General features: G+C 70.1%; 26 protein-coding genes. 13 read left to right on the forward strand and 13 right to left on the reverse strand.

The window, feature by feature from the left end:
* Positions 1-141: 141 nt before the first annotated feature.
* Both ACX80W_RS15610 and ACX80W_RS15615 read right to left on the reverse strand, forming a co-directional pair.
* The gene (locus ACX80W_RS15610) at positions 142-426 is read right to left on the reverse strand and encodes a DUF427 domain-containing protein (protein WP_459284888.1); all 285 of its coding nucleotides are present in this window, start codon (positions 424-426) and stop codon (positions 142-144) included.
* 85 nt (positions 427-511) lie between these two features.
* Positions 512-1,288 carry a thioesterase family protein gene (locus ACX80W_RS15615; protein WP_459284890.1) on the reverse strand — a complete coding sequence of 259 codons (777 nt, stop codon included), beginning with the start codon at positions 1,286-1,288 and terminating at the stop codon, positions 512-514.
* 271 nt (positions 1,289-1,559) lie between these two features.
* Here ACX80W_RS15615 and ACX80W_RS15620 point away from each other — a divergent pair, with 271 nt between their 5' ends.
* Positions 1,560-3,062 (forward strand): DHA2 family efflux MFS transporter permease subunit, encoded by a 1,503-nt coding sequence (locus tag ACX80W_RS15620; protein WP_459284892.1) that lies wholly within the window; start codon positions 1,560-1,562, stop codon positions 3,060-3,062.
* Between the two features lie 10 nt (positions 3,063-3,072).
* On the opposite strand, the gene ACX80W_RS15625 is transcribed toward ACX80W_RS15620, so the two are convergent.
* The gene (locus ACX80W_RS15625) at positions 3,073-3,948 is read right to left on the reverse strand and encodes a Rieske (2Fe-2S) protein (RefSeq protein WP_459284894.1); all 876 of its coding nucleotides are present in this window, start codon (positions 3,946-3,948) and stop codon (positions 3,073-3,075) included.
* A gap of 281 nt (positions 3,949-4,229) precedes the next feature.
* On the opposite strand from ACX80W_RS15625, the gene ypfJ reads away from it, so the two are divergent.
* The 3 genes from ypfJ (at position 4,230) to ACX80W_RS15640 (ending at position 7,228) form a co-directional block, all read left to right on the forward strand.
* Complete coding sequence (ypfJ, locus tag ACX80W_RS15630) at positions 4,230-5,132, forward strand: KPN_02809 family neutral zinc metallopeptidase (protein ID WP_459284896.1); 903 nt, start codon at positions 4,230-4,232, stop codon at positions 5,130-5,132.
* A 22-nt stretch (positions 5,133-5,154) separates the two neighbouring features.
* On the forward strand, positions 5,155-6,231 hold the full coding sequence (locus tag ACX80W_RS15635) for an ATP-dependent DNA ligase (protein ID WP_459284898.1): 1,077 nt from the start codon (positions 5,155-5,157) through the stop codon (positions 6,229-6,231).
* A 97-nt stretch (positions 6,232-6,328) separates the two neighbouring features.
* Positions 6,329-7,228 (forward strand): SDR family NAD(P)-dependent oxidoreductase, encoded by a 900-nt coding sequence (locus ACX80W_RS15640; protein ID WP_459284900.1) that lies wholly within the window; start codon positions 6,329-6,331, stop codon positions 7,226-7,228.
* On the opposite strand, the gene ACX80W_RS15645 is transcribed toward ACX80W_RS15640, so the two are convergent.
* On the reverse strand, positions 7,225-7,656 hold the full coding sequence (locus ACX80W_RS15645) for an Lrp/AsnC family transcriptional regulator (RefSeq protein ID WP_459284902.1): 432 nt from the start codon (positions 7,654-7,656) through the stop codon (positions 7,225-7,227). The genes ACX80W_RS15640 and ACX80W_RS15645 overlap by 4 nt on opposite strands.
* Positions 7,657-7,780: 124 nt before the next feature.
* Between ACX80W_RS15645 and ocd the strand changes: the two genes are divergently transcribed.
* On the forward strand, positions 7,781-8,812 hold the full coding sequence (gene ocd, locus ACX80W_RS15650; RefSeq protein ID WP_459284904.1) for an ornithine cyclodeaminase: 1,032 nt from the start codon (positions 7,781-7,783) through the stop codon (positions 8,810-8,812).
* 300 nt (positions 8,813-9,112) lie between these two features.
* Entirely contained in the window at positions 9,113-9,382 is a 270-nt protein-coding gene (locus tag ACX80W_RS15655; protein ID WP_459284906.1) for a hypothetical protein, read from the forward strand.
* Positions 9,383-9,604: 222 nt separating this feature from the next.
* Here the strand turns inward: ACX80W_RS15655 and ACX80W_RS15660 are convergent, their stop codons facing one another.
* On the reverse strand, positions 9,605-10,396 hold the full coding sequence (locus ACX80W_RS15660) for an HpcH/HpaI aldolase family protein (RefSeq protein ID WP_459284908.1): 792 nt from the start codon (positions 10,394-10,396) through the stop codon (positions 9,605-9,607).
* Positions 10,396-11,190, reverse strand: a complete 795-nt coding sequence (locus ACX80W_RS15665; protein WP_459284949.1) for a cation efflux transmembrane domain-containing protein — start codon at positions 11,188-11,190, stop codon at positions 10,396-10,398. Before ACX80W_RS15665 ends, ACX80W_RS15660 begins: the two co-directional genes overlap by 1 nt.
* Before the next feature lie 216 nt (positions 11,191-11,406).
* On the opposite strand from ACX80W_RS15665, the gene ACX80W_RS15670 reads away from it, so the two are divergent.
* On the forward strand, positions 11,407-12,006 hold the full coding sequence (locus ACX80W_RS15670; protein ID WP_459284910.1) for a hypothetical protein: 600 nt from the start codon (positions 11,407-11,409) through the stop codon (positions 12,004-12,006).
* 68 nt (positions 12,007-12,074) lie between these two features.
* Here ACX80W_RS15670 and ACX80W_RS15675 read toward each other — a convergent pair whose 3' ends face one another.
* Together ACX80W_RS15675 and ACX80W_RS15680 are read right to left on the reverse strand one after the other, a co-directional pair.
* On the reverse strand, positions 12,075-12,866 hold the full coding sequence (locus ACX80W_RS15675) for a cytochrome c oxidase assembly protein (protein WP_459284912.1): 792 nt from the start codon (positions 12,864-12,866) through the stop codon (positions 12,075-12,077).
* Positions 12,859-13,374: a DUF2243 domain-containing protein gene (locus ACX80W_RS15680; RefSeq protein WP_459284913.1), complete on the reverse strand. Its 516-nt coding sequence runs from the start codon at positions 13,372-13,374 to the stop codon at positions 12,859-12,861. The genes ACX80W_RS15675 and ACX80W_RS15680 overlap by 8 nt, the downstream gene beginning before the upstream one ends.
* A 320-nt stretch (positions 13,375-13,694) precedes the next feature.
* Between ACX80W_RS15680 and ACX80W_RS15685 the strand changes: the two genes are divergently transcribed.
* The 4 genes from ACX80W_RS15685 to ACX80W_RS15700 all read left to right on the forward strand — a co-directional run bounded on the left by ACX80W_RS15685 (position 13,695) and on the right by ACX80W_RS15700 (position 16,846).
* A complete protein-coding gene (locus tag ACX80W_RS15685) occupies positions 13,695-14,195 on the forward strand; it encodes a DUF2087 domain-containing protein (protein ID WP_459284915.1) in 501 nt (166 codons plus the stop codon).
* A 73-nt stretch (positions 14,196-14,268) separates the two neighbouring features.
* Positions 14,269-14,991, forward strand: a complete 723-nt coding sequence (locus tag ACX80W_RS15690; RefSeq protein WP_459284917.1) for a M23 family metallopeptidase — start codon at positions 14,269-14,271, stop codon at positions 14,989-14,991.
* A gap of 143 nt (positions 14,992-15,134) precedes the next feature.
* Complete coding sequence (locus ACX80W_RS15695; RefSeq protein WP_459284919.1) at positions 15,135-15,497, forward strand: PadR family transcriptional regulator; 363 nt, start codon at positions 15,135-15,137, stop codon at positions 15,495-15,497.
* Positions 15,497-16,846, forward strand: coding sequence for a permease prefix domain 1-containing protein (locus ACX80W_RS15700; RefSeq protein WP_459284921.1), 1,350 nt, complete (start codon positions 15,497-15,499; stop codon positions 16,844-16,846). Before ACX80W_RS15695 ends, ACX80W_RS15700 begins: the two co-directional genes overlap by 1 nt.
* 66 nt (positions 16,847-16,912) lie before the next feature.
* Here ACX80W_RS15700 and ACX80W_RS15705 read toward each other — a convergent pair whose 3' ends face one another.
* The 3 genes from ACX80W_RS15705 to ACX80W_RS15715 all read right to left on the reverse strand — a co-directional run bounded on the left by ACX80W_RS15705 (position 16,913) and on the right by ACX80W_RS15715 (position 20,698).
* Complete coding sequence (locus tag ACX80W_RS15705) at positions 16,913-17,320, reverse strand: four-helix bundle copper-binding protein (RefSeq protein ID WP_459284922.1); 408 nt, start codon at positions 17,318-17,320, stop codon at positions 16,913-16,915.
* Between the two features lie 294 nt (positions 17,321-17,614).
* Complete coding sequence (gene cycA, locus ACX80W_RS15710; protein ID WP_459284923.1) at positions 17,615-19,096, reverse strand: D-serine/D-alanine/glycine transporter; 1,482 nt, start codon at positions 19,094-19,096, stop codon at positions 17,615-17,617.
* A 159-nt stretch (positions 19,097-19,255) separates the two neighbouring features.
* Positions 19,256-20,698 (reverse strand): APC family permease, encoded by a 1,443-nt coding sequence (locus tag ACX80W_RS15715; RefSeq protein WP_459284924.1) that lies wholly within the window; start codon positions 20,696-20,698, stop codon positions 19,256-19,258.
* Between the two features lie 255 nt (positions 20,699-20,953).
* On the opposite strand from ACX80W_RS15715, the gene ACX80W_RS15720 reads away from it, so the two are divergent.
* Positions 20,954-21,325, forward strand: a complete 372-nt coding sequence (locus ACX80W_RS15720; protein WP_459284926.1) for a VOC family protein — start codon at positions 20,954-20,956, stop codon at positions 21,323-21,325.
* Between the two features lie 7 nt (positions 21,326-21,332).
* Here ACX80W_RS15720 and map read toward each other — a convergent pair whose 3' ends face one another.
* Together map and ACX80W_RS15730 are read right to left on the reverse strand one after the other, a co-directional pair.
* A complete protein-coding gene (map, locus tag ACX80W_RS15725; RefSeq protein WP_459284928.1) occupies positions 21,333-22,121 on the reverse strand; it encodes a type I methionyl aminopeptidase in 789 nt (262 codons plus the stop codon).
* A 61-nt stretch (positions 22,122-22,182) separates the two neighbouring features.
* Positions 22,183-22,509 carry a GYD domain-containing protein gene (locus ACX80W_RS15730; protein WP_459284930.1) on the reverse strand — a complete coding sequence of 109 codons (327 nt, stop codon included), beginning with the start codon at positions 22,507-22,509 and terminating at the stop codon, positions 22,183-22,185.
* A gap of 176 nt (positions 22,510-22,685) precedes the next feature.
* Here ACX80W_RS15730 and ACX80W_RS15735 point away from each other — a divergent pair, with 176 nt between their 5' ends.
* Positions 22,686-23,531 carry a metal-dependent hydrolase gene (locus ACX80W_RS15735; RefSeq protein ID WP_459284932.1) on the forward strand — a complete coding sequence of 282 codons (846 nt, stop codon included), beginning with the start codon at positions 22,686-22,688 and terminating at the stop codon, positions 23,529-23,531.
* The last annotated feature ends 9 nt before the right edge of the window (positions 23,532-23,540 follow it).

A 23,540-nucleotide genomic window follows, 5' to 3' on the forward strand; every position in this document is an offset into this window, starting at 1 on the left:
GCAGTGCCTTCTGATTCGTTTTTTTTTACGGACTATCCCTGACCCCCCCCCCGCCCCACTCGACCTTGTCCGCTGCTGGTTGCTGCGGTGGCGCCGAACGGCCGCCCGGGCTGCGCCCGGACGTGCCTTCCGGATCCGACCTTAGTCAGTTACGACGACGTCGCGCCAGAACGCATAGTGGTCCTTGATGTTCCGCGCCGCGTCCTTGGGCTGCGGGTAGGTCCAGCCGGCGTCCACGCTCTGCTTGCCGTCCATCTCAAGGGTCACGTAATGCGCCTGCCCCTTCCACGGGCAGGTTGTCTGCGTGGGGCTGGGCCGAAGGAACTCCTCCCTGATGGAGTCCTTCGGGAAGTAGTGGTTGCCCTCGACCATAACCGTGTTGGGGGATTCCGCGATGACCTGGTTGTTCCAGACTGCCTTTGGCATAGTTCCTGTTCCTTCGGGGTTGGGTGCGCACGGGCCGTTTCGACCCCACCCTGCTTAACGCCGCGGCTTCGGACGCAATTCCGGATTACAGCGGGCGGACCGTGAGAATCTGCTCGGACCGGCCGAAGGGACCGTCGAGGTCGTGGAGGACGCTGGAGGTCAGCCCCACCCCGTTCTGCCCAAAGGTCACCCGCGTGTCGAGGCCGAGCCATGACCCGGAGGGCATCCGGTGGAAGTGAAGCTGAAGGTCGACATTGGGGAACATCCAGCTGCCCCTGCCCGGCGGTACCCGCGCGGCAATTCCATTGGCCGCATCGACCATGCCGCTCAGGCGCACCAGGTCCGGCGTCGGCCCGCCGTCGACCAGTTCAAGCGGTGACCGCAGCCAGATCCGGCCCCTGCCGGGCCGGTGACCGGGCACCACCCGGAATTCGAGCGATTCGATGAAGCCGCCCGGCCACTGCGTCATGCCGTCGTAGGGGCCGGCCTCCTCCGGGCCGGGCATTGAGGGATCCTCGACGGCGGCGACCTCCGCACTGTCGGTGCTGGCCAGCCGCCATGCCCTCGCGGTGACAGCGGTGCGGCCCTGGGCGCGCAGCTCGGCCTCAAGCAGTTCGATCGTGCGCCCGGGGCGGAGCACCCTTGTGGCCACCTCGAATTCGCCGCCGGGAATCAACCCCAGGATGTCGAAGCCAACCCGTGCCAACCGCAGGTCCGGGCGGGGTTCGCACTCGAGCAGGCACTTCACGAGCAGACCCGCCACGGGCGCCATGTGCTGCTCGCCGGGATTCCACGCCCCCTGGGCGTGGACGGTGGACTCGAAACGGCCATCCCCCAGCGAGCGGTAGTACGAGCCGGGCATGCGCTACTCCTTCAGACATCAGATGGGGTGCGCCGGTCCGTGCTCCGGCGCGCCCGCACCATGCTAGTGCAGCCGGTACCCGCCGCCCCGCAGGGCGGCCCGGGCGGGGCGGCGGTGCCGGTTTCCAGGGGGTGGAATAGAGCGGGCGGTCGTGGAGTTGTCGAAAAAGAGGCCCGGCCACGCACCGGCGCTCCCACCCGGGAGTAGAAGGGGCCGCCGCGTCAGGCGCGGCAAAGCAAAAGTAGGCGCCGTCATAGAAGAAAGAGAACTCATGCCCCGCAGCACCCCACCCCAGGTGTCCCCTGATCCACTCCAGGCCCAACCCGGACCGCTGCCGGCCGAACCGGAGGTTTCCGCGAAGGACCGGCTGGTCATCCGCCTGCTCATTGTCTCGGCGTTCGTCGTCATCCTGAATGAAACGATCACCGGTGTCGCCATTCCGCGGCTGGTCCAGGACCTGGGCATCACCGTCGCCGCCGGGCAGTGGCTCAGCACCGCGTTCCTTTTGACGATGGCGGTCATCATCCCGATCACCGGGTTCCTGCTGCAGCGCTTCAACACCCGCCCGCTGTTCATGGTGGCCATGTCGCTGTTCAGCGCGGGCACCCTGATCGCCGCCCTCGCTCCGGGGTTCGGCACCCTCGTGATTGGCAGGGTGGTCCAGGCCAGCGGCACGGCGATCATGCTGCCCCTGCTCATGACGACGGTCATGACGCTCGTGCCGGCGGCGTCCCGCGGCCGCACCATGGGCAATATCTCGATCGTCATTTCCGTGGCACCGGCGATCGGCCCCACCGCCGCAGGCGCCATCCTCAGCGTCCTCGACTGGCGCTGGATGTTCTGGCTTGTCCTCCCCATCGCGCTGACCTCGCTCATCCTGGGCGCCGTGAAGATGACGAACGTCACGTCGCCCTCCAAGAGTTCAATCGACGTACTCTCGGTGATCCTCTCGGCGCTGGCCTTCGGCGGCATCGTCTACGGCTTCAGCCAGCTCGGCGAGGCCGGCGCCGAAGCCGCGGTTCCCGCCTGGCTTCCCCTGGCGGTCGGCGTCGTCTTCCTGGCCCTGTTCATCGCACGCCAGCTCCGGCTCCAGCGCTCCGACCGTGCCCTGCTCGACCTGCGAACGTTCACCTCGCGCAACTTCACCCTGGCGATCCTGACCACGTTCCTCGCCTTCATGGCCCTGTTCGGGACGATCATCCTCCTGCCGATCTACGTCCAGAGCGTGCTCGGCGAGGCGCCGCTGGTCGCGGGCCTGCTGCTGCTTCCAGGGGGTGTCCTGATCGGTGTCCTTGGCCCGGTGACCGGACGGATCTACGACCGCCGGGGACCGCGCGTCCTGCTGGTGCCGGGGGCGCTCCTGATCGGGCTGTCCTTCGTGGGCCTGAGCTTTGCCTCGGAGTCCACGCCGATCTACCTCGTGCTCATCGCGCATATCGTGTGGAGCCTGGGCCTGGCCCTGATGCTGACCCCGCTGCTGACCTCGGCCCTCGGCTCGGTGAAGCCGAACCTGTACTCCCACGCCAGCGCGGTGTTCGGCACAGTGCAGCAGATCGCCGGCGCCGTTGGTACGGCACTGTTCATCTCGGTGACGACCATCCAGGCGGCCGGCCTGGCCCGCGCGGGCGCGTCGGAGACGGCGGCCCTTGCAGGCGGTATCCAGGTGGCCTTCATCTGGGGTGCGGTCATCGCCCTGGGTGCCGTAATTGCGGCGATCTTCGTGCGCAAGCCCGAGAACGCGCCGGATCCCTCAGCCGTCCAGGCGGCGCACTAGGCCGCGGGGCCTACGAGGAGCTGATGCTCTGCTCCTCGTGGGCCCGGCGGACGGCGATCATGCCGTCGTCGACCCGCGCCTCGTACACGGGCTGTGGGTTGCTCGCCGGTCCGCGGACGACGGATCCGTCCTCGAGGCGGAAGGTGCTTCCATGCCAGGGGCAGGTGACGCAGCCCTCGGCAATCTCGCCCTCCTCCAGCGGGCCGCCGAGGTGGCTGCACACGCTGTCCATGGCGCGGATGGTGCCGCCGTCGCGGTACAGCAGGAGCGACACGCCGTCGGCCTCCACCACCCTGCGGGCGCCGTCGGCCAGTTCACCGTCCGCCAGGACCGGCGTCCACGCCGCGGGGCCCTCCCGCCAGGCGGTGCGGTTCACGTTGACACCGCGTGCGTAGCTCAGGTGCCCACCGAGGTAGGCGCTGAACAGCAGGGCCCCGCAGCCGCCGACACCCAGCAGGGTGCCAGCTGTGCGGTTGCCCCGGCGCCGGGCCACGGCCGAAAGGCTGTAAAGGGTCAGGGCGGTGCTGTTCCCAACCGCATGGACCAGGCCCACCCGGCTGTCCTTGCCGATGGTGTCCGCCCAGTCGTTCGCCCCGGTGAGCGCCGTCGGAACGGCCGAGGCGATGCCCACCCCGACGAGGAGGTCCGCCGAGTGCTCGGAGTCCCTCCCTCCGACCAGGTCCAGCAGGGTCGCCATGGTCCAGGCTCCGGTGGGGATGTCCGTCATCACCGGGTGCAGCCGGTGGCCCAGGGCCGTGCCGCTCAAGGCATTGCGGAGCAGGCGCGGCCGCAGGGCCTTCCCCACGACCGCGGCCACCGGCGCCGCGACGGTATCGAGGGCTCGAAATTCCTCAAGGGCATCGACCAGCGAGTGCAGCAGGTTCACGGGGTTCTCCTTCGGGTCGGCGGCCCGCCCCGGCCGCGCGCGCGGTTCTCCTTCACGCCGGATGTCCGCGGGGCGGTAACCCCATTGTCCGGGCCGTCCCGGGCTCCACAAGCCGGTGGACGCGGCCGAAATTTCCCTTGGAGCAACGGCCGGCCGCTGGCACAATGGCGCCGGCGGCCGCGTGCTTCACGCCGGCCACCGGCCACCGTCTGCATCCGGTTCATGCCGCCCCGGCCGGCTCCGCGGCCCACAAAACCATCAGCTGGCTTATGGTTGGTTTCATGAGCTTCAATGACAACGTCCGCCTCGACCCCTCACGCGTGAGCGACCGGCGCGGCCGTGGACGCGGCGTGGCCGTCGGCGGCGGCCTCGGCGGCGGCCTCGTGCTGATCCTGTCCCTCCTGTTCGGACCGGAGGTGGTCGGTCAGCTCGGCCTCGACGACGGCGCCGGACAGGGCCAGGGCACCAGCGCGGGCGCGCCCGAAGCGATCACCTCCTGCCGGACCGGAGCCGACGCCAACGAGCGCCTCGACTGCCGCATCCTCGCCACCGCCGAGAGCCTCGACGGCTTCTGGCTGCCCTACCTCGACCAGTACGGCGTGCAGTACAGCCAGCCCGGGGTCGCCCTGTTCAGCGGCCGCACGGACACCGGGTGCGGCAGCGCCACCAGCGCCGTCGGCCCGTTCTACTGCCCGGCCGACCAGCAGACCTACTACGACACCGCCTTCTTCGACGACCTCGTCACCCGGTTCGGCTCCTCCGGCGGACCCCTGGCCCAGGAATACGTGATTGCGCACGAGTTCGGCCACCACGTCCAGAACCTCACGAACACCCTGGACGCCGGCCAGCGGGATCCCCAGGGGCCGGAGTCCGGCGCAGTCCGCGTCGAACTGCAGGCCGACTGCTACGCCGGACTGTGGGCCGCACACGCCTCAAGTACGCCCGATCCCGAAACGGGCGAGCCATTCCTGCGGAAATTCACCACGGAGGACCTGCGCGATGCCCTGTCGGCGGCCTCGGCCGTGGGCGATGACCGCATCCAGGAGGCCGCGACCGGCCAGGTGAACCCGGAGGTGTGGACCCACGGTTCGAGCGAGCAGCGCCAGGCCTGGTTCCTCGAGGGCTACCGGACCGGCGACATCAACGCCTGCGACACCTTCCGCGCCCGCGACCTGAGCCCCTGAACCATTCCTTAGAGGAGGACCCATGCACCTGCCCGTGATGCCGCCGGTTGCCCCGATGCTGGCCAAGTCCGCGCCCAGGATCCCCGAAGGCGCGCTCCTGTTCGAGCCGAAGTGGGACGGCTTCCGCTCCGTCGTGTTCCGCGACGGTGACGAGGTGGAGATCGGCTCCCGCAACGGCAACCCGATGACGCGGTACTTTCCCGAGGTGGTCGAAGCGGTCCGCGCCAACCTCCCCGACCGGTGCGTCCTCGACGGCGAACTGGTCGTCGTCGGCGGTGCGCGGCTCGACTTCGAGGGGCTCCAGCAGCGCATCCATCCCGCCGCGAGCCGCATCGCGCTGCTCTCCCGGGAGACGCCGGCCTCCTTCATCGCCTTCGACCTGCTGGCCCTTGGCGACGAGGACCTCACCGGCAGGCCCTTCGAGGAACGCCGCAGGCTCCTCGAGGAGCACCTCGCCGGGGCGCGCCCGCCGGTCCACGTCACCCCGGCCTCCGCCGACCGGGCCGTGGCCGAAGAGTGGTTCACCCAGTTCGAGGGTGCGGGCCTCGACGGCATCATCGCCAAGCCGCTCAACGGGTCCTACGAACCGAACAAGCGCACTCTGTTCAAGGTCAAGCACGAACGCACCGCCGACTGCGTCGTCGCCGGCTACCGCACCCACAAGGCCGACGCCCAGAGCGTCGGCTCACTGCTCCTGGGGCTGTACACCGACGACGGCGACCTCATGGCCGTCGGAGTGGTCGGCGCGTTCACGGCGGCCCGCCGCCGCGAACTGTTTCAGGAGCTGCAGCCCCTGGTGGCGCCGGCGGAGGACCACCCCTGGGCCGCCGCCCGGGAGGACGAGGGGATCCGCACCCCGCTCAACGCCGAGGGCAGCCGCTGGGCGGCGGGCAGGGACCTGTCCTTCACTCCCCTGCGCCCCGAGCGGGTCCTCGAGGTCCGGTACGACCACATGGAGGGCACCCGGTTCCGGCACACGGCCCAGTTCAACCGCTGGCGCCCGGACCGCGATCCGGCCTCCTGCACCTTCGGCCAGCTCGAGGAACCGGTGAACTTCGACCTCGCCGCCGTCCTGTCCGGCGGCCGGACGGGACCCTGACCCGCCGGGGCCCCGACCCACCGGAACCCGGGTTGGCCCGGGTGCGAAGGGTGGGCCATGCTGGTGCCGTACCGTCCAGCACCGACGAGGGAGCCCCATGACCAGTACCGGCCGGCAAATCGTCTTCGTCACGGGAGCGAGCCGGGGCATCGGACGGGGTATCGCCCGCGCCTTCGGTGAGGCAGGTGCCACCGTCTATGTCGGCGGCCGGACCACCGAGGAGGGCACGGCGGCCTCGCGGATGCCCGGAACCATCTTCGAGACCGCCCGGCTGGTCACCGAGGCGGGCGGCACCGGCATTCCCCTGCGCCTTGATGTCACCGACGACGCCCAGCTCGCCGGGGCGTTCGCGCGGATCGAGGCGGAGCAGGGACGGCTCGATGTCCTGGCCAACACCGCCTGGGGCGGTTATGAGCGGTTCACCGACGGGAGCGACTTCAACCCCGGCCCGTTCTGGGAGCAGCCCCTGGGCCTCTGGGACTCGATGCACCGGGCCGGGCTGCGCGCTCACTACGTCGCCTCGTCCCTCGCGGCACCGCTGATGGTCCGTGCCGGGAAGGGGTTGATCGTCACCCTGTCCTCCTTCGCCGGACAGGTCTTCGTCCCTCCCGCTCCCTACGGCGTCGCGCACGCCGCCATCGACCGCCTCGCCGCCGATATGGCGGTGGAGCTGCGGGAGTATGGGGTCGCCTCGATCGCCCTCTATCCGGGACTCGTCCTCACCGAGAGCGTCGTGGCGAACCTGCAGTACTTCGAACACGAGACGAACCGGGAGACACCGCTGTTCGTCGGGCGCACCGTCGCCGCACTGGCCGCGGACCCTGAGCTGCTGCGGCTCAGCGGGCTCGCGGTCGTCGCCGCCGAAGCCGCGGCTGCCTACGGCGTGCGCGACGAGGACGGGAACCTGCCCCGCTCGAACCGTGCCGCGATCACCGGGGCGCCCACGCCGTCCTTCCCCAACCCGTTCAACCCGCCGGCGGACCCCGCCGGGCCCTAGCGCATCACCGAGCTGAGCAGCAGGCTCGTCTCACTGTTGACGACCCCTTCAATGGAGCGGATCTGCCCGAGCACCGCATCGAACCGGGCGAGGCTGTCCGTGCGCAGCTCCGCCACGAGGCCCCACCCGCCGTTGGTCGTGTGAAGGGTGGTGATCTCCGGCAGGCCCCGAAGCTGGCGGATCACCCTGTCCGTCGCCCGGCCCTCGACGGCGATCATCGACACCGCGCGGATGGCCAGCGGGTCAACCTCGTCGCGCACCCGGACGGAGAAGCCCACCACGATCCCCGTGGCGACGAGGCGGTCAAGCCGGCTGTTGACCGTCGCCCGTGCCACCCCGAGGGTCCGTGCGAGGCTCGCCACCGACGCCCTGCCGTCCTCCCGGAGGGCGGAAAGCAGGCGGCGGTCGAGGTCATCGAGGGTGGCCATGTACAAAACGTATACCTGCGGCCGTCAAAGTGCTCACTCTTCCGTTGAAAAGTCAGCATCCCGGTCATTGAGTGTGCAGATGGCCAAGGTCTAGGGTTTTGCCAAGAACCCTAAGGAGGCGCTCGTGACGCGTTTTGTGGATGTCCGCAACATGGCCCGCTGGGTGGGCAGCCGGGGCCCCGAAAGCGTGATCGCCGGCCTCGTCGACTACCTCGAGGCCGACTTCCTCCGGTGGGAGAGCTTCGACAGGTCGCCCCGGGTGGCCAGCCATACGCCGTTCGGCGTGATCGAGCTGATGCCGACGAGCGACAATGAGACCTACGGCTTCAAGTACGTCAACGGACACCCGTCCAACCCCGGCCGCGGCTTCCAGACCGTCACCGCCTTCGGCGTGCTGGCCGATGTCTCCAACGGCTACCCGACCTTCCTGACCGAGATGACGGTCCTGACGGCGCTGCGGACCGCCGCGACCTCGGCGCTGGCGGCCGGGCGGCTGGCAAGGCCCGGCTCCCGGCGGATGGCCCTGATCGGTGCCGGAAGCCAGGCCGAGTTCCAGGCCCTCGCCTTCCGGGGCGTCCTTGGCATCCATGAGCTCAGCGTGTGGGATACCGACCCTGCGGCGGTCGCGAAGGTGGTCCGCAACCTGGCGCCGCTGGGCTTCGACCTCAGGGTCGCGGCCTCGGCCGCCGACGCCGTGGCGGGGGCGGACATCGTGACCACCTGCACCGCGGACAAGGCCCGCGCCACGATCCTCACCGACGGCATGGTCCAACCCGGCATGCACCTCAACGCCATCGGAGGGGACTGCCCCGGCAAGACGGAACTCGACCCGGCGATCCTGCGCCGCTCCGCCGTCTTCGTCGAATTCACCCCTCAGACCCGCATCGAGGGGGAGATCCAGCAGCTGCCCGCCGACTTCCCCGTCACCGAACTCTGGCGGGTCCTCGGCGGCTCCGCTCCCGGCCGTACCTCTCCCGAGCAGGTCACGGTCTTCGATTCCGTCGGGTTCGCCATCGAGGATTTTTCGGCGATGCGCTTCGTGCGGGACGCGGTGGAGGGCACCCGCTTCGTCGAGGAGATCGACCTTGTCGCCGACCCCGACGATCCCAAGGACCTCTTCGGCTTCGTCGGATCCTTCTCGCCCGTCAGGACCTGATACCCGGGAAACCCCTGCACCGGGTGTACCCGAAAGCGACGACCGAGCCCGGTTTATCGCGTCCGCCCGTCGCAATGGGGTCCACCCGTCGCTTTGGGGTCCGCCCGTCGTTTGGGTCCCACGGGACGCGGACCGGCGGCGGATCGGGACCAATGGCCCTCCCCTTCCGTGCCCGCGGACGACGATACTGATGCAGGGGACCGGGCCGGTTCCAGGCCGGACCGTTGGTTGACCATCGAGTGCGTCTCCCGGGGTCTTCCGGGAGCGCAGAAGCCACCCTCAGGATCGGACGCCGCCTCAATGCCCTCCTCCGACCGCGCACTCGCCGCGCCCCGCACCCGGCCCGCCCCGACGGCCGGCGACCCACCCCACTTCCCTCAGGTGCCGGCCTGCGGGAAATGCGGCACCGACAGGTTCCTGACCTACGACTCCTACACGCCGGCCGAGCGGCCCCCCGACGGGGGTGTCCCGCCGGCACGGACGTCCTACACCTGCACGCGCTGCGGCACCGTGGGCGGGCACGATGTCCCCGCCGCATGGCGCCCACCGGGCTGGTTCTACTGCACCTGAGGAACCCGTCAAGGCACTCGCCGGCCCGGGCACCGCAGCGTGTCCGGCGGCGGTTCGGTGGCCGGACGCTCGGCCCGACCCGGCGGTCCTGCCGCGCCACGGCCGGCCGACGCTCCCCCGCCCTCCGACGCCTGATCCGTGCCCGGTCAGGCGTTTCCGAGGACCTCGCGCGCCACGGCCGGCTGACGCTCCCCCGCCCTCCGACGCCTGATGCGTGCCCGGTCAGGGGTTCCCGAGGACCGCGCGTGCCCCGGCCGCGATGACCCCGGCGTCCGTGGCCACCGCAATGCGGTCGAAGCCCCGGGCGCGGAGGATGCGGGCCCGTCCGGGATCGCCGGCGAAGATCCCTGCCGCCCGGCCGGCCGCGGCGGCCGCACCGGCGATTGCGGCGAGGGGACCGCCGTCGTCGGCCAGGAGCGCGTCGACGGTGGTGCCCAGCGACAGGGCAAGGTCGAAGGGACCGACGAACAGCAGGTCGACCCCCGGCACGGCGGCGATCGACGCGACGTTCTCCAGCGCCGCCGCCGATTCGATCATGACCGCAAGCTGCGGTGCGGCGGCAGCCGGCGGTGGAGCCTCGTGCCCCCAGAGCGGAGCCAGCGGACCCCAGCTGCGTGAGCCATGCGGCGGGTACCTCCCGGCCCCGATCGCCCGGCGGGCCTCCTCGGCCGTGTCGACCTGCGGCACGATCACGGTGGCCGCACCGGCATCGAGGGCGAGGCCGATGCCGGCGGGATCGGCGCCGGCGACCCGGACGGCGAAGCCGGTACCCGCACCCACGAGGGCGCGGCCGGTGTCGATCAGCGAGCGACGGTCGAACCTGCCGTGCTGGGCGTCGAGGGCAAGCCAGTCGAACCCCGACCGGGCCAGCGCCAGCACGGTGTCGACGTCGTCCGCGAAACACCAGACCCCGGAGGAACCGGGGCCGATGACTCCACCCGCCGGCAGCGCCGGGAGCGGCGCCCTCCGGGCATCGGGTCCGGCGCTGCCGCCGGAAGACGCTCCGGGCGCCATCAGGTGATCCCCGCCGGCGGGCCGGCGCAGCAGGAACACGACGGCGGGGCTGTCCGGCGCACCTCGGCGCTTGAACCGTCCGCAGGGACGGGTGGTGCCCCGGGAACGCCTGTGGACGCCGGGCCGCCTGCCGTCCTGCCCACGTCGTCCGGTGCGGGCGGGAGCCCTGCGGCGCGGAGCGGTGGTGGGCAGCAGGTGTCCCCTCGCCAGGCCGCCAGACCCTCCCTCACCGCGACCGCGGCGATCACGAGCGCCGCGAGCGGATCGGCCCACGACCAGCCGAGCGAAAAGTTGAGCAGCAGCCCCACGAGCAGGACCGCGGAGAGGTAGGTGCACAGCAGGGTCTGCTTGGAGTCGGCCACGGCGGAGCGTGATCCGAGTTCGCGTCCGGCCCGGCGCTGGGCCCAGGACAGGACCGGCATCAGCACGAGGCTGGCGCCGGCCAGCACGATTCCCACCGGCGAGTGCCCGGCCTCACCGGCACCGGCGAGCGCGCGCACGGCATCGACCGTGACGAAGGCGGCCAGCCCGAAGAAGGAGAACGCGATCAGGCGCAGCGCCGTCGATTCGCGGGCCCCGGGGTCGCGGCCGGCGAACTGCCAGGCGACGGCCGCGGCGGAGAGCACTTCGACGATCGAATCGAGCCCGAACGCGATCAGCGCCCGGGACGAGGCGAGGGTCCCGGCACTGAGCGCCACGACCGCTTCGATGACGTTGTAGGTGATGGTCGCCGCGACCAGGAAGCGGATCCGCCGTGCCAGGATCCGGCGGCGGTCGGGCGACTGCCGCGCCACCGCTCCGGTGACGCCCGGCCGGCTCCCGGAGGCCTCCACGGGATTGGCGGCGGCTTGGGTGGGCTTCTCCACCCGCCACACGATACCCGCTAACCCGAGCGGCAGGCAGGGCACGGCGGTGCGGACCCGGGGGCTTTCGCCTCCTGCGCCGTTATGCTTCTGCCCACTATGGCCATCCGGCGTCCACCGCCAACAGGCCGGGTCTCTGGGGGATGCATGAACTTCGAACACTCGAACGCCGCTTCGACGCTCGGCACCGCCGTCGACGCCCCACCGTCCCCGCCGGGACGCCCAGCCCGGAAACGGTCCTCCCGCAGGGTCGTGTGGGCGGCGGCGGCTGTGGTCGGTGTCGGCGCCGCGGCCTGGGTGCTGTATCCCGGTCCGTTGGGGCGGGCGCTCGGCGGCGTCGGGGTCTGCGTCCCGAGGCCCGCCGATGGCGAAGCGGCAGTGGGGATCGTGCTCATCAACACCTCGCTGCGCGCCATCACCGTGGAAAGGGTCGAACTGCTGGAGCCGCGGAACCTGGTCCTTGCCGACACGCACCTCATGATGGTCCCTGACGGCCCCGGCACCGCCTTCGGTGGCGGGTCGACGGTGCCCGCCCCCGGGCAGCGGCAGCGGTGGGCCGCCGTCGAGCCGGCCGTGGGCGGCGAGATCCCCGCCGGGGAGACGGGAAACATCGTTGTGGCGGTGACCGGCGGCCCGGGAAATGGCAATGGGGTGACGGAGACGGTGCTGATCACCTACTCCACCGGCCTCCGGAGCTACACCCTTGATGCGGGGTACACGATCACCCTCGCCGACGAGTGCTCCTAGGACCGCAGGCAGGAGGAGCTCCGGCGGCCCGGGATCGGCCGTGGGAATCCCGCCGCTCCGGCGCGTCCCTAGGCGGCGCGGACGGGGCGCGTTCCCGGAGCTGCTCCACGCCGGTGCGCGCGGGCATACTCCTGGGCGCAGAACACCGTGATGAGGGCGGCCTCGGCCACTGTGCCGCCGTAGTACATCAGGTACGCGCCCGCCTGGGCCTGAGCTGCCGGGACCCCCGGTGGCGGGAAAGCGTAGAGGTACTTCGCCAGGACGCTGTGCCCTGCGAGCGCGGCAAAGAGGACGGCCGTCCGCAGGGGGAACCGCGCCCGGTGCGGATTGGGGTCGACGCCGATGAGGGCGCCGGTGAACAGGCATCCGGCCAGGAGGAAGTGGAGCAGGACCACGTTATGTCCAGGGCCGTGGGCGAGGACGCCGGCGGCGGGCGTTGTGTAAAGGAGCCAGAGCGGGACGGTGTTCAGCACGGCGGCCGGAACCGGATGGGAGAAAAAGCGCAGCGGGCTCGATTTCAGGATGCGGGAAAGCCGCCGGGCCCGCCGGGCGTCCAGGCTGCGCAGCGCGAGGGTGGCCGGCGCGGCGAGGACCAGAAGGAGGGGTGCGGCCATGCCGGCCAGGAGGTGGCTTCCCATATGTGCCGGGAAGCTCACGTGCCCCGGGCTGGCCAGCGGGCCAAGGAACGCGGCCGCGGCCGTGCCCACGCCTCCGGCCCACAACACGCCGCGGTACACCGGCCACGGACGTCCGATTCGGTGCGCCCTGGCCGCCGCGCCAAGGTAGAGGACCAGCGCGGCCAGGAACGGGAGCAGGCCCAGCGCCAGGACTCCGGGGGCCGATCCTGCATGGTCAGGCACCGGGGGTGTCCGGGGGTAGTCCTGCGCCGCTCCCCCGCCGCCGTGTCCGCGCAATGGCCACCGCCTGAGCCGCCCCGGCCAGGAGCAGGACCAGGGCCGCGCCGTTCCAGATGAGGTCGTAGGGCAGGAGCTCCACCCCGTACCGGATCTGGTGGAAGCGCAGGACCTTGTGGTTGACCAGCCCGTCGAAGAGCTGGAAGCCGCCGAGGCCGAGGAACAGCCCCGCCAGCACCGGGCCGGGCGAGGCCGGGCCGCGCCGGATGGCGGAGGCCAGCAGGAAGAATCCCGCGATGAGCACGAACAGTTCCGCCGCGTGCAGCACCCCGTCGGACACGAGCCCCACCGCTCCGCCGGCCCGGTCGTAGAAGTGGTGCCAGGCCAGCAGCTGATGGAAGAGGATCTCGTCGACGGCCGCCATGACGCCCACTCCGATCATCACCCCGGCCCACATCGACCGGTCCCGGCGCAGCGGCCGGTGCGGTGCATCCCCTTCCGTTGGCGGTGCCATGCCTTCCCTTCCATCACCGGTCCATGAATGACGACGTACCGGGAACCTGCCCACCCGGAGATGGCAACACCTGCGCCGTCGTCCGTGGTTCCCAGCGTCGCATGCGAACGCCCACCCGGGCCCGTACAGTGGCAGTCCAACAAATCCCTTGCTGGCGTTCCCTTTCGATGGCAGCCGGCCGGTGGACACCTCCGGGAGGGAAGGTGCCCCTTTACTTTCGCGCCGAAGCACCGGAAGTTTAACTGGGCTCCCCTTCGGGCGCCACCCGGAGCCCGGGCACCGGCGGGAGCAACGAACTCTACGAGAGCGGGTCGACCATCGTGAAGAACTGGCAACAGATTCTGGCCGCCCTGGCCAACGACAGGCTCCGCGTCGTCTTTGCGGAACTGGTGCTGGAGGATGCCCGCAGGAGGGGCCTCGAGGTCACCGGGCCCAAGCGCGCCAGGGCGCTGGAGCAGTTGGCCGCCGCCGGACTGGTCACCGCGGACGACGGGGGGCTCAACCCCTCGGTCTTTCGGGCCGTCCTGGCGGAGGCCGGCGGCGCGGGCCGGCGGGAAGGGATCCAGCGCTTCCTGCTGGGCGGCCGGATCGATCAGTACCCGGCGAACAAGGGCCAGCGGTACGAGCTGCTGAAATGGATCGCCGGTGAGGCGTTCGCGCCGGGCGAGGAGCTGTCGGAGAAGGACGTCAACGAACGCCTCCGCAGGTTCACAGCCGACCACGTCACGCTGCGCCGCTACCTGGTGGACGCCGAGCTGCTCGAGAGGACCCGCGCCGGCAGCGCCTACTCCCCGGTCGCGGACGCCGGAGACGTCGCCTGAGGGGTCCGCCGGCGGAGGGCAACCGGTGGATTCCCGGAGGCGCCGGGCCCGGAGCTGACCTAGACTCCCCGGTATGAGGAAGGGCGACGTGCCGTCCCCGGTGGGCGCGGAGGTGGTGCTCACGCTCCCCTTCGAGGGGAGATGGCTGGCGAGGAACAGCCCAGCGCGGCGGGTGCCGAGCCATGGCACCGACCTGCTGGGCGGGCGGTATGCCATCGACTTCATCGGGGTGGACTCCCGCCACCGGAGCGCGGACCGCCTTGATTGGCGCAGCCTGCTCGCCTCCGAGCCTCCCGACCGGTTCTTCGCCTGGGGGCGGCCCGTGCTGGCTCCCGGTGACGGCGTCGTCGTCGGCGTGCACGACGGCGAACCGGACCACGCGGCGCGGCGGTCCCAACTCGCGCTCCTCCCCTACGCGCTCGGACAGCCCGCCCGGCTGCGCCGGGGCGTGCCCGCCGTGGCCGGCAACTCCGTGGTGATCGCCCTGCGGCACTGGGGCGCGTACGCTGCCGTGGCCCACCTGCGGGCCGGGTCCATCGAGGTGGCGGTCGGCGATGAAGTGGTAACCGGCCAGCGCATCGGCGGGTGTGGCAATTCCGGCAACTCGACCCAGCCGCACGTGCACCTGCAGGTGATGGACCACCCGGACGCCGCCATCGCCCGCGGTGTCCCGCTGGCATTCCGGCGGTTCCGGGAGTGGCCCGGCGGACCTGGATCCTCCCGGATCCGCGAATTTGGCCTGCCGGGCGAGGGTGCCGTCGTCCAGGCACTGCCTTCGGCCGACGACCGGTCCTGACCCTCCGGGGGGCCCTTCAGGGCCGCCTGCGGACCGCCGGGCCCGGAGGTGGACCGCCGGGCGGCACCCCGGCCCCCGCCGCAACTTGCCATACCTAGAACACCTATGGTTCGATACCCTTTACTTCTAGGTATGGAGGCGCAATGCGCATCGATAAGGACCTGGTCGCCGCTTCGGCCACCCCGCTGGTGCTGGGAATCCTGGCGGACGGCGACCTGTACGGCTATGCCATCCTCAAACGGGTGGGTGAGCTGTCCGGCGGCGGGATGCAGTGGACAGACGGGATGCTCTACCCCCTGCTGCACCGGCTCGAACGGCTTGGGTATGTCTCATCCTCGTGGGGCACCTCCGAGGCGGGACGCCGGCGCAAGCACTACGCGATCACCCCCGCCGGCCGGGAAGCCTTCGCCGACCGGCAGGAACAGTGGACCGTCGTGGCGGAGGCGCTGCGCCAGGTGTGGCAGACCGCCCAGCGCCCGGCCTCCGTGGCCGAGGGGTGGGCGTGATGGAGACGCACGCCGAACTCGAAGCGCAGATCGACCGGTGGCGCGGCTACGTCCAGCGGCGCCAGGCGATCTCCTCCGCAGATGTCGATGAACTGGAGGACCACCTGAGGGAACAGGTGGCCGACCGCAGGGCCTCCGGGCTCGACGACGACGAGGCCTTCCTCGTCGCCATCAAGCGCCTGGGCAACCTCGACGCCGTCTCGCGCGAGTTCGCCCGGGAACACTCCGACCGCCTGTGGAAGCAGCTCGTGCTGGTGCCCGAGGACTCCGCGGACGCCGGGGCGCCGCCGTGGCGTGAACTGGCGATCGTCCTCGCGCTCGCTGTCGGAGCCGGCCTGGCGGTCAAGGCGGGCCTTGCCTGGATCGACGACGGCGGAGTGCTTGCCCGGAACCTCGGGCTGCTCGTCCTCCCGTTCCTCGCCGGGTACTTCGCCTGGAAGCGCCGCCTGACGGCCCGGGTGGCAGTGGCGATCCTCGTGCCGTTCGCCGTCCTGGCGGTCGTGCTGAACGCCTACCCGTTCGTTCCGGGCGGTTCGACCGAACTGCTCGCCGTGCTGCACGCCCCGGTGGCCCTGTGGCTGCTGGCGGGCGTGGCGTATGTCGGCGGCCGGTGGCGCTCCGACGGCCGGCGCATGGATTTTGCCCGGTTCACCGGCGAACTGGCCATCTACTTTACCCTCCTGGCCCTCGGCGGCGCCGTCCTGATCGGCCTCACCTTCGCCGTCCTGCAGGTGGTCGGCGCCGACTTCGAACCGGTCTTTGAAGACTGGATCCTTCCGTTCGCCGCACCCGGAGCGCTCGTCGTGGCGGCGTGGCTGGTCGAGGCCAAACAGAACGTCGTCGAGAACATCGCCCCGGTCCTGACCCGTGTCTTCACGCCCCTGACGATCGCCATGCTGCTGGGCCTGTTGGCCGTGCTCGCCGCGGTCGGCGGCCTGGCCGACGTCGACCGCGCCCTGCTGATCCTGATGGACGCGATCCTCGTGCTCGTGCTGTGCCTGCTGCTCTACGCCATCTCGGCGCGTGACTCGCTGGCACCGCCGGGGGTGTTCGACGCGCTGCAGCTGGTGCTCGTCGGGGCGGCCCTCGCCGTCGATGCGGTGATGCTGACCGCCATGCTCACCCGCATCGCCGAGTTCGGGTTCAGCCCCAATAAGATCGCCGCGCTCGGGTTGAACCTCCTGCTGCTGGTGCATCTGGTGCGGGCCGCCTGGCTCACCATCGGGTTTCTGCGCGGGAGTCGCCCGTTCGCGGCCGTGGAGCGCTGGCAGACCCGGTACCTGCCGGTGTATGCCCTCTGGGCGGCCGTCGTGGTCGTGGCCTTTCCACCGGTGTTCGGGTTCGCTTGACCATGGGGGGCACGGCCGGGATCCCCTGCGGGACGGGGTGGGGAGGCCCGCCCGGGACGGGCGGTGTCAGCGGAGGGACGCGGCGAGCTCCCGGCAGGCCGTCTCGCACCGGCGGCAGGCCTCGGCGCAGATCCGGCAGTGCTCGTGCATCGCGGCGTGCTGTTCACACTCATCGGCGCACGTCCGGCACGCTGCTTCGCAGGCGAGCAGTACCGCCCGGGTGAGGTTGGCGTCGTACCCGGTGTGGCGCGAGAGCACTGCGCCGGTCGCCGCGCAGACGTCGGAGCAGTCAAGGTCCGTGCGGATGCACTTGGTCAGGTGGGCCACCTCATCCTCGCTCAGGCACGCGTCGGCGCACGCTGTACACGTCTGGGCGCACTCGTAGCACGCCGTGATGCATTCGATGAGTTTGTCCCGGTCGACACCGCCCAGGTCCTTCGGGTAGGCGTCAAGCATGGCGGCGATTCTGCTCATGGGTCTGCTCCTTCTGCATGGATTCCGGACGAAACGGCCGGCGGACCCGGTCGCCTGTGGCCCCCACGGTAGCCATCGGAGCGGCGCCCGGCCAGTGCCCGCCGGAAAAAGCGTGCCGAAAATCGCCGGTCGGCCTCATGGCGGTGCTCGCGGTTTTACTGATCGTCCAGGCCCCCGCCCCGGACGGCCTGAATGCCGGAGCCGGGTGCCGGAGACGACGAAGGACCGCTCCCGGCTGGGAGCGGTCCTTCGTGTCACCGCGGACCGGCCAGAGGCCTGACCGGAGGCCTGCGTCTAGTGCTTGAGGATTCCCTGTCCGGCCGCATGGAGGGCCTTGTGCTCCTCGATGCGTGCCTGCTGCACCGGGGTCTGCCGGTTGAAGTACCAGGCGACGCCGAGGATCAGGAACCAGAGGGGAGCGACGACGAGCGCGAGGCGCGTGTCGGCCGCCTGGGCCAGGGCGACGAGCATGAACCCGAAGAACGCCAGCACGACGTAGGGCATGAACGCCGATCCCGGCATCTTGAACGCCGACGCCTCATGGAGGGCCGGGCGGCGGCGGCGGAACACGATGTAGCTGATGAGGATCATCGACCAGACGAACATCGTGAGCACCGAGGCCACCGAGGTGACGACGGTGAACGCCTCGATGACGGAGTCACCCGAGTAGAGCAGGACCAGTCCGGCCAGGAGGAAGATGCAGGAGAACAGCAGCGCGTTCTGCGGGACCTTGCGCGGGCTGAGCCGGCCGAAGGCCTTGGGTGCATTGCCGTCCTGGGCCAGCCCGTAGACCATGCGCGAGGTGGAGTAGATGCCCGAGTTGGCGCTCGATGCCGCGGAGGTCAGGACGACGAGGTTGATGACAACCGCTGCGATTCCCAGCCCGGCGAGGGAGAACATCCCGATGAACGGGCTGGTGGCCGGATCGATGCTGCGCCAGGGGTTGACGGCCATGATGACGACCAGGGCGCCGACGTAGAACAGCAGGACCCGGATGGGGATGGAGTTGATCGCCCGGGGCAGGTTCTTCTCGGGGTCCTTCGTCTCGGCGGCGGCGGTGCCGACGAGCTCGATGCCCGCGAAGGCGAAGATGGCGATCTGGAAGCCCAGGACGAAGCCGAAGATCCCGTGGGGGAACATGCCGCCGTCGTTCCAGATGTTGGCGAGGCTGGCCTCCTGGCCGCTGGGTGAGGTGAAGTTCGTGGCGATCATCACTGCGCCCGTGACAATGAGGGCGATGATCGCGACGACCTTAATGATCGCGAACCAGAATTCGGCCTCACCGAAGGCCTTCACCGTGGGGAGGTTCAGCAGCACCAGGACTACGGGAGTGATCAGGGCCGGAATCCACAGGGGCGTCCCGGGGGCAAGGACGTCGACGTAGCTGGCGATGGCCACGATGTCGGCGACGCCGGTGACCACCCAGAAGAACCAGTAGGACCAGCCGGTGAAGAAGCCCGCCCAGGGGCCCAGCAGGTCACCGGCGAAATCACTGAAGGACTTGTAGCTGAGGTTGGACAGCAGGATTTCACCCATGGCGCGCATGACGAAGAACAGCATGAAGCCGATGATCATGTAGACGAAGATCACGGAGGGGCCCGCGAGGGAGATGGTCTTGCCCGAGCCCATGAAGAGCCCGGTCCCGATCGCCCCGCCGATGGCAAGGAGCTGGATGTGGCGGTTGCTCAGCGCCCGGGTGAGGTGGGCTTGGGAACTGCTTGAGCCGGATGCTTTGGCCGGTGACGACGGCGCAGCAGTGGTGATGCGTTCAGGCATGGATAGTGATCCTTCCGCAGGCGGCGGCATGCAGAACATACCAAGCCGACTGCGTAATTGTGACGAACATGACAGACCTAAAACCCTGCATTCTGTCTGACCGAGAGTCAAATCAGGGCGCGGACGGGCTCACGGGCCGGTCCTGGTCCGCCGGGGTCGTCACACCTCCTGGCGGGCGCCGGCGTTGGTCCTCCGGTTGATGAGCCAGGTGATGAACCACAGCAGGACGCCGATCGCCATCAGCCCGCCGGCGATCTGGTACTGGATGATGTCCCGGCCGACCCACGGGCCGGCGAGGAAGGCGCACAGCAGTGCCGCGATGATCGGCAGGGGGCCCGGTGAGGTGAAGAACACCTTGCGGTTGGGATCGCGCTTGCGCCGCAGGATGACGCAGGCAACATTGACCACGGTGAACACGCACAGCAGCAGGAACGCGGTGGTGCCCGAGAGGTTCGCGACGATGTTGCTCTCGGGGTCACTGGTCACGTACAGGATCAGGCCCAGCGCGAGGAGGGTCGAGAACGCGATTCCGGCCCAGGGCGTCCGCCGGCCGGGCAGCACCTTGCCCAGTGGGCGGGGCAGCACGTTCTGCCGGGCCATGCCGTAGATGAGGCGGCTGGCCATCAGCATGTTGATCAGGGCGGTGTTCGCCACCGCGAAGACGGCGAGGAACGGGAAGATGTTGTCGATCGGGAAGTCCGGCGAGCCCTTGTGCACCACCTCGAGCAGTGCTGCGCCTTCGGCCTCGCGGATGTCCCCGAGTTCGGTGGGCGTGAGCACCGTGACCACCGAGACGGCCACCAGCATGTAGAGGATCACGGCGATGCCGAGGCCGGTCAGCATGGTGCGCGGGAAGATCCGCTCGGGATTGTGCGTCTCCTCCACCATGTTCACCGAATCCTCGAAGCCGACCATCGCGAAGAACGCGATGGAGGTCGCCGCGGTGACCGCCAGGAACAGCCCTTTGTCCTCGTAGTCGGAGAACACCGTGACCTGCTGCAGGTTCCCCTCCCCCTGGGCGATCACGAAGAACCCGACGCCGATCACGATGCACAGCGCGGTCATCTCGACAATGGTGAGCACGACATTGAACTTCACGCTCTCCCCCACCCCGCGCAGGTTGATCACCGCCAGCAGCAGCATGAAGCCGATCGCCACCGCCGTGATCACGCCCTGGCCCGGGACCGCCATCCAGCCGTTGATCTCGAGCCCGCCGAAGAAGTTCTGGGCCAGGACGTTCGCCGAGGTCGAGGCGCTCGTGATGCCGGAACAGACGACGGCGAAGGCCACGAGGAAGGTCACGAAGTGGACGCCGAACGCCTTATGGCAGTACAGCGCCGCACCGGCCGCCTGGGGGTACTGCGTCACCAGTTCCAGGTAGGAGAAGGCCGTCAGCGTCGCCACGATGAAGGCCAGGAGGAACGGCAGCCAAACGATGCCGCCGACGGTACCGGCCATCGTGCCGGTGACGGCGTAGACACCGGCACCCAGGATGTCGCCGACGATGAAAAGGAGCAGGAGCTTTGGCCCGAGGACCCGCTTGAGCTCCGGTTCCTCACCCCCGCGGGCCGGTTCGGTGACTGGTTCAGAAGTCGTGCTCATGGTGACCTCCCTAGCGGGTGCGCCGCACCGGAACGGAACGGCGGCCGGACTCCGGCCTGAGTAGAACCAACTTCACTCCCTCGGAGGCCCCTTGGCAACAGGCAATTGCCAGAATCCTGAGGGAGCCGGCTCCCTGCGGGCTGCTGGGCCGGACGGGCCGCCTGCGCAAAGTCCCCCTGTTGCCCAGAGGTGTGGAGTGCCATTCTGGGGCTACCGGCCGCAGCGCAGCGGCTCCCCCGCGAAAGGACAACGAAAATGTTCACAGAGACGAAGGCCTTCAGCGGCCTGGCCGTCCGGAACCTGTCGGACGCCCGGCGGTTTTACGGCGAAACACTGGGGCTGAAGACGTCGGAGGAGCACGGCCTGATGTGGCTGCACCTCGCCGGCGGACGGGACACCCTCGTCTACGAATCGTCCGATGCCACCCCGGCCAGCTTCACCATCCTGAACTTCGAGGTCGCGGACATCGATGCCGCCGTCGGTGCGCTGACCGAGCGTGGAGTGCGCCTTGAACGCTACGACGGCATCGAGCAGGACGACGCCGGCGTCCACCGCGGCGGAGGCCCCTTCATCGCCTGGTTCAAGGACCCGTCGGGGAACGTGCTCTCGGTCCTGCAGGAGCGGTAGCCGGGCCTCACGGGGGAAATCTGTCGCCCCAGGGCCGGCGGGTGAGCACGATCGGCCGATTCTTCGTGACGGCGATCGTGTGTTCGGAATGGGCGCCGCGGCTTCCGTCGGCGCTCCGCAGCGTCCACCCGTCGGGGTCCACGCGGAGCCGGTCGGTGCCGCGCATGAACCAGGGTTCGATCGCGAGGACCAGGCCGGGCTTGAGGGGGAACCCGCGGCCCGGCCGGCCGGCGTTGGGCACGTGCGGGTCACTGTGCATCGTGCGCCCGACGCCGTGGCCGCCGAATTCAAGGTTGACCGACAGGCCGGCCTGACGGGCGATGCTGCCGATCGCGTAGGAGATGTCCCCGATCCGGTTTCCCGGCACCGCGGCGTCGATCCCGGCCTCAAGCGCGCGCTCGGTCAGCCGGATCAGTTCGAGGTCGTCCCGGTCGGCCGTGCCGACGACGATGCTGAAGGCCGAATCGGCCACCCACCCATCAACGGTGGCGGCGAAGTCGAGACTCAGCAGGTCCCCCTCCCGGAGGCGGTAGGCGTGGGGCTTGCCGTGGAGGACGGCGTCGTTCACCGAGGTGCACAGGACGTAGCCGAAGGGCCCGGACCCGAAGGAGGGCGCGTAGTCGAGGTAGCACGACTGGGCTCCGCGTTGGCGGATCAGGTCGTGGGCCAGCGCATCGAGCTCCAGCAGGTCCGTCCCCACGACGGCATGAAGCTTCAGGGCCTGCAGGGTGGAGGCTACGAACTCCCCGGCGGCGGCCATTTCGGCGACCTCCTGGTCCGTGTGCAGTTCAATCAAGGCGTCGCCGGTCTTTCGCTCGTGGGCTTCGGTTCCTGCAGGGTCCCCGCGGACCCCGGCCTCATGCCCCGGGCGGGCGGTACCTGATCCCACCGGCCCTGCGGAGGGCCTCGAGGGTTTCATCGACGGTCATGAGCACCGTCGTCTCCAGCGACCCGAGCGCGCCGCCGCCGCTCAGTGCCATGGCCACCGCAGCCATCGACACATTGTCCGGCGCCTCCCACAGGGTGTAGCCGTCATGCTCTCCGAACGCGTACCAGAAGCCGTGGAGCTTCCCTCCGACCGATTCGATGTACGTCTGGGCGGCCTGCCGCCGGTCCTCCGGGTTGCCGATCAGTCGGGCCCAGGATTCAGGGGTGTAGCTGAACTTCGACAGATAGAGCGGCATCGTCGGTTCCTCCCGTGTGCTGCCGTGGGCCGGATTCCTCAAGGATGCCAGCCCGCTGTCGGACCGGCAATGGCCCCGCCGGGCACAATGACAGTGGCAGCGGCAACGATGGTGGAGCAAAAACGCCGGGACCGCACAGCGGCGCGGCGAAGTTTCTCCAGAAAGGGACGCTCACCATGATGGGAGCCCACCACGCAGCCTGCGGCGCAGCCGCCTGGGTCGCTGTCACCACCCGGATCGAGGTCGGCACCGGCGTGCTGCCGGTCCCGCCCGGATCCTTCAACCTAGGACTGGGCCTGCTCGACGTCAGCCCCATCGGCGTGGTCACCGGCGCCCTGGTGACCGCCGGCGCTGCGCTTCTCCCGGATGCGGACCACCGCAGCGCCACCATCGCCAACTCCCTGCCCCCGGTGTCGAACCTTGTCTGCACCGGCATCGGGAAGCTCTCCGGCGGGCACCGCCGCGGAACCCACTCCCTGCTCGGCGTCCTGGCCTTCGTGGCCGTGGCCTGGCTCGCAGGAATGTGGACCGCTGAAACCGCATCCTACGGAACCATCTACCCGGGCGCAGGCCTGCTGACCGTCCTGCTTGTCTCCTTCGCCGCCAAGGCGTTGAAGATCATCCCGGACACCATGCGCAAGTTCCCGTGGGCGGTGGGCCTGGCCGCCGGTGCCTTCGTCACCGCCTTCGCGCCCGAGGAGCAGTTCTGGTTTCCCATCGCAGTGGGCCTCGGCGTCGTCGTGCACATTGCCGGCGACATGATGACGACAGGGGGCTGTAACCTCCTCTACCCGCTTCGCATCCGGCCGCCGCGGGTCCTGGCGTCGCTGCCGGTGGTGGGCTGGATGTGGAAGCGGAACGGGCACTTCGCCGTGCCCGTGCTGGGCAATGCCGGATCGTTGCGGGAGTGGTGCCTTCTGGTGCCGGTCTCGTTGTATGCGGTGGGCGGCGTCGGGGCATCGCTGCTCAGGATCGACAACCAGGCGCTGCAGGCGGTGGGCGCCTCCGTCTGGGGCGGCTAGGAGCGCAGG

It is taken from the genome of Arthrobacter melezitosi (genome assembly GCF_054511055.1).

Bases quoted from the DNA above. Each gene is read 5' to 3' on its own strand.
- ACX80W_RS15720 (WP_459284926.1), top strand. From the start codon at position 20,954: ATGTTCACAGAGACGAAGGCCTTCAGCGGCCTGGCCGTCCGGAACCTG.
- ACX80W_RS15690 (WP_459284917.1), top strand. From the start codon at position 14,269: ATGAGGAAGGGCGACGTGCCGTCCCCGGTGGGCGCGGAGGTGGTGCTC.
- ACX80W_RS15715 (WP_459284924.1), bottom strand. From the start codon at position 20,698: ATGAGCACGACTTCTGAACCAGTCACCGAACCGGCCCGCGGGGGTGAG.
- cycA (WP_459284923.1), bottom strand. From the start codon at position 19,096: ATGCCTGAACGCATCACCACTGCTGCGCCGTCGTCACCGGCCAAAGCA.
- ACX80W_RS15655 (WP_459284906.1), top strand. From the start codon at position 9,113: ATGCCCTCCTCCGACCGCGCACTCGCCGCGCCCCGCACCCGGCCCGCC.
- ACX80W_RS15680 (WP_459284913.1), bottom strand. From the start codon at position 13,374: ATGGCACCGCCAACGGAAGGGGATGCACCGCACCGGCCGCTGCGCCGG.
- ACX80W_RS15695 (WP_459284919.1), top strand. From the start codon at position 15,135: ATGCGCATCGATAAGGACCTGGTCGCCGCTTCGGCCACCCCGCTGGTG.
- ACX80W_RS15730 (WP_459284930.1), bottom strand. From the start codon at position 22,509: ATGCCGCTCTATCTGTCGAAGTTCAGCTACACCCCTGAATCCTGGGCC.
- ACX80W_RS15635 (WP_459284898.1), top strand. From the start codon at position 5,155: ATGCACCTGCCCGTGATGCCGCCGGTTGCCCCGATGCTGGCCAAGTCC.
- ACX80W_RS15700 (WP_459284921.1), top strand. From the start codon at position 15,497: ATGGAGACGCACGCCGAACTCGAAGCGCAGATCGACCGGTGGCGCGGC.
- ACX80W_RS15615 (WP_459284890.1), bottom strand. From the start codon at position 1,288: ATGCCCGGCTCGTACTACCGCTCGCTGGGGGATGGCCGTTTCGAGTCC.
- ACX80W_RS15610 (WP_459284888.1), bottom strand. From the start codon at position 426: ATGCCAAAGGCAGTCTGGAACAACCAGGTCATCGCGGAATCCCCCAAC.
- ACX80W_RS15640 (WP_459284900.1), top strand. From the start codon at position 6,329: ATGACCAGTACCGGCCGGCAAATCGTCTTCGTCACGGGAGCGAGCCGG.
- ACX80W_RS15705 (WP_459284922.1), bottom strand. From the start codon at position 17,320: ATGAGCAGAATCGCCGCCATGCTTGACGCCTACCCGAAGGACCTGGGC.
- ACX80W_RS15645 (WP_459284902.1), bottom strand. From the start codon at position 7,656: ATGGCCACCCTCGATGACCTCGACCGCCGCCTGCTTTCCGCCCTCCGG.
- ACX80W_RS15735 (WP_459284932.1), top strand. From the start codon at position 22,686: ATGATGGGAGCCCACCACGCAGCCTGCGGCGCAGCCGCCTGGGTCGCT.
- ACX80W_RS15670 (WP_459284910.1), top strand. From the start codon at position 11,407: ATGAACTTCGAACACTCGAACGCCGCTTCGACGCTCGGCACCGCCGTC.
- ypfJ (WP_459284896.1), top strand. From the start codon at position 4,230: ATGAGCTTCAATGACAACGTCCGCCTCGACCCCTCACGCGTGAGCGAC.
- ACX80W_RS15660 (WP_459284908.1), bottom strand. From the start codon at position 10,396: ATGGCGCCCGGAGCGTCTTCCGGCGGCAGCGCCGGACCCGATGCCCGG.
- ACX80W_RS15620 (WP_459284892.1), top strand. From the start codon at position 1,560: ATGCCCCGCAGCACCCCACCCCAGGTGTCCCCTGATCCACTCCAGGCC.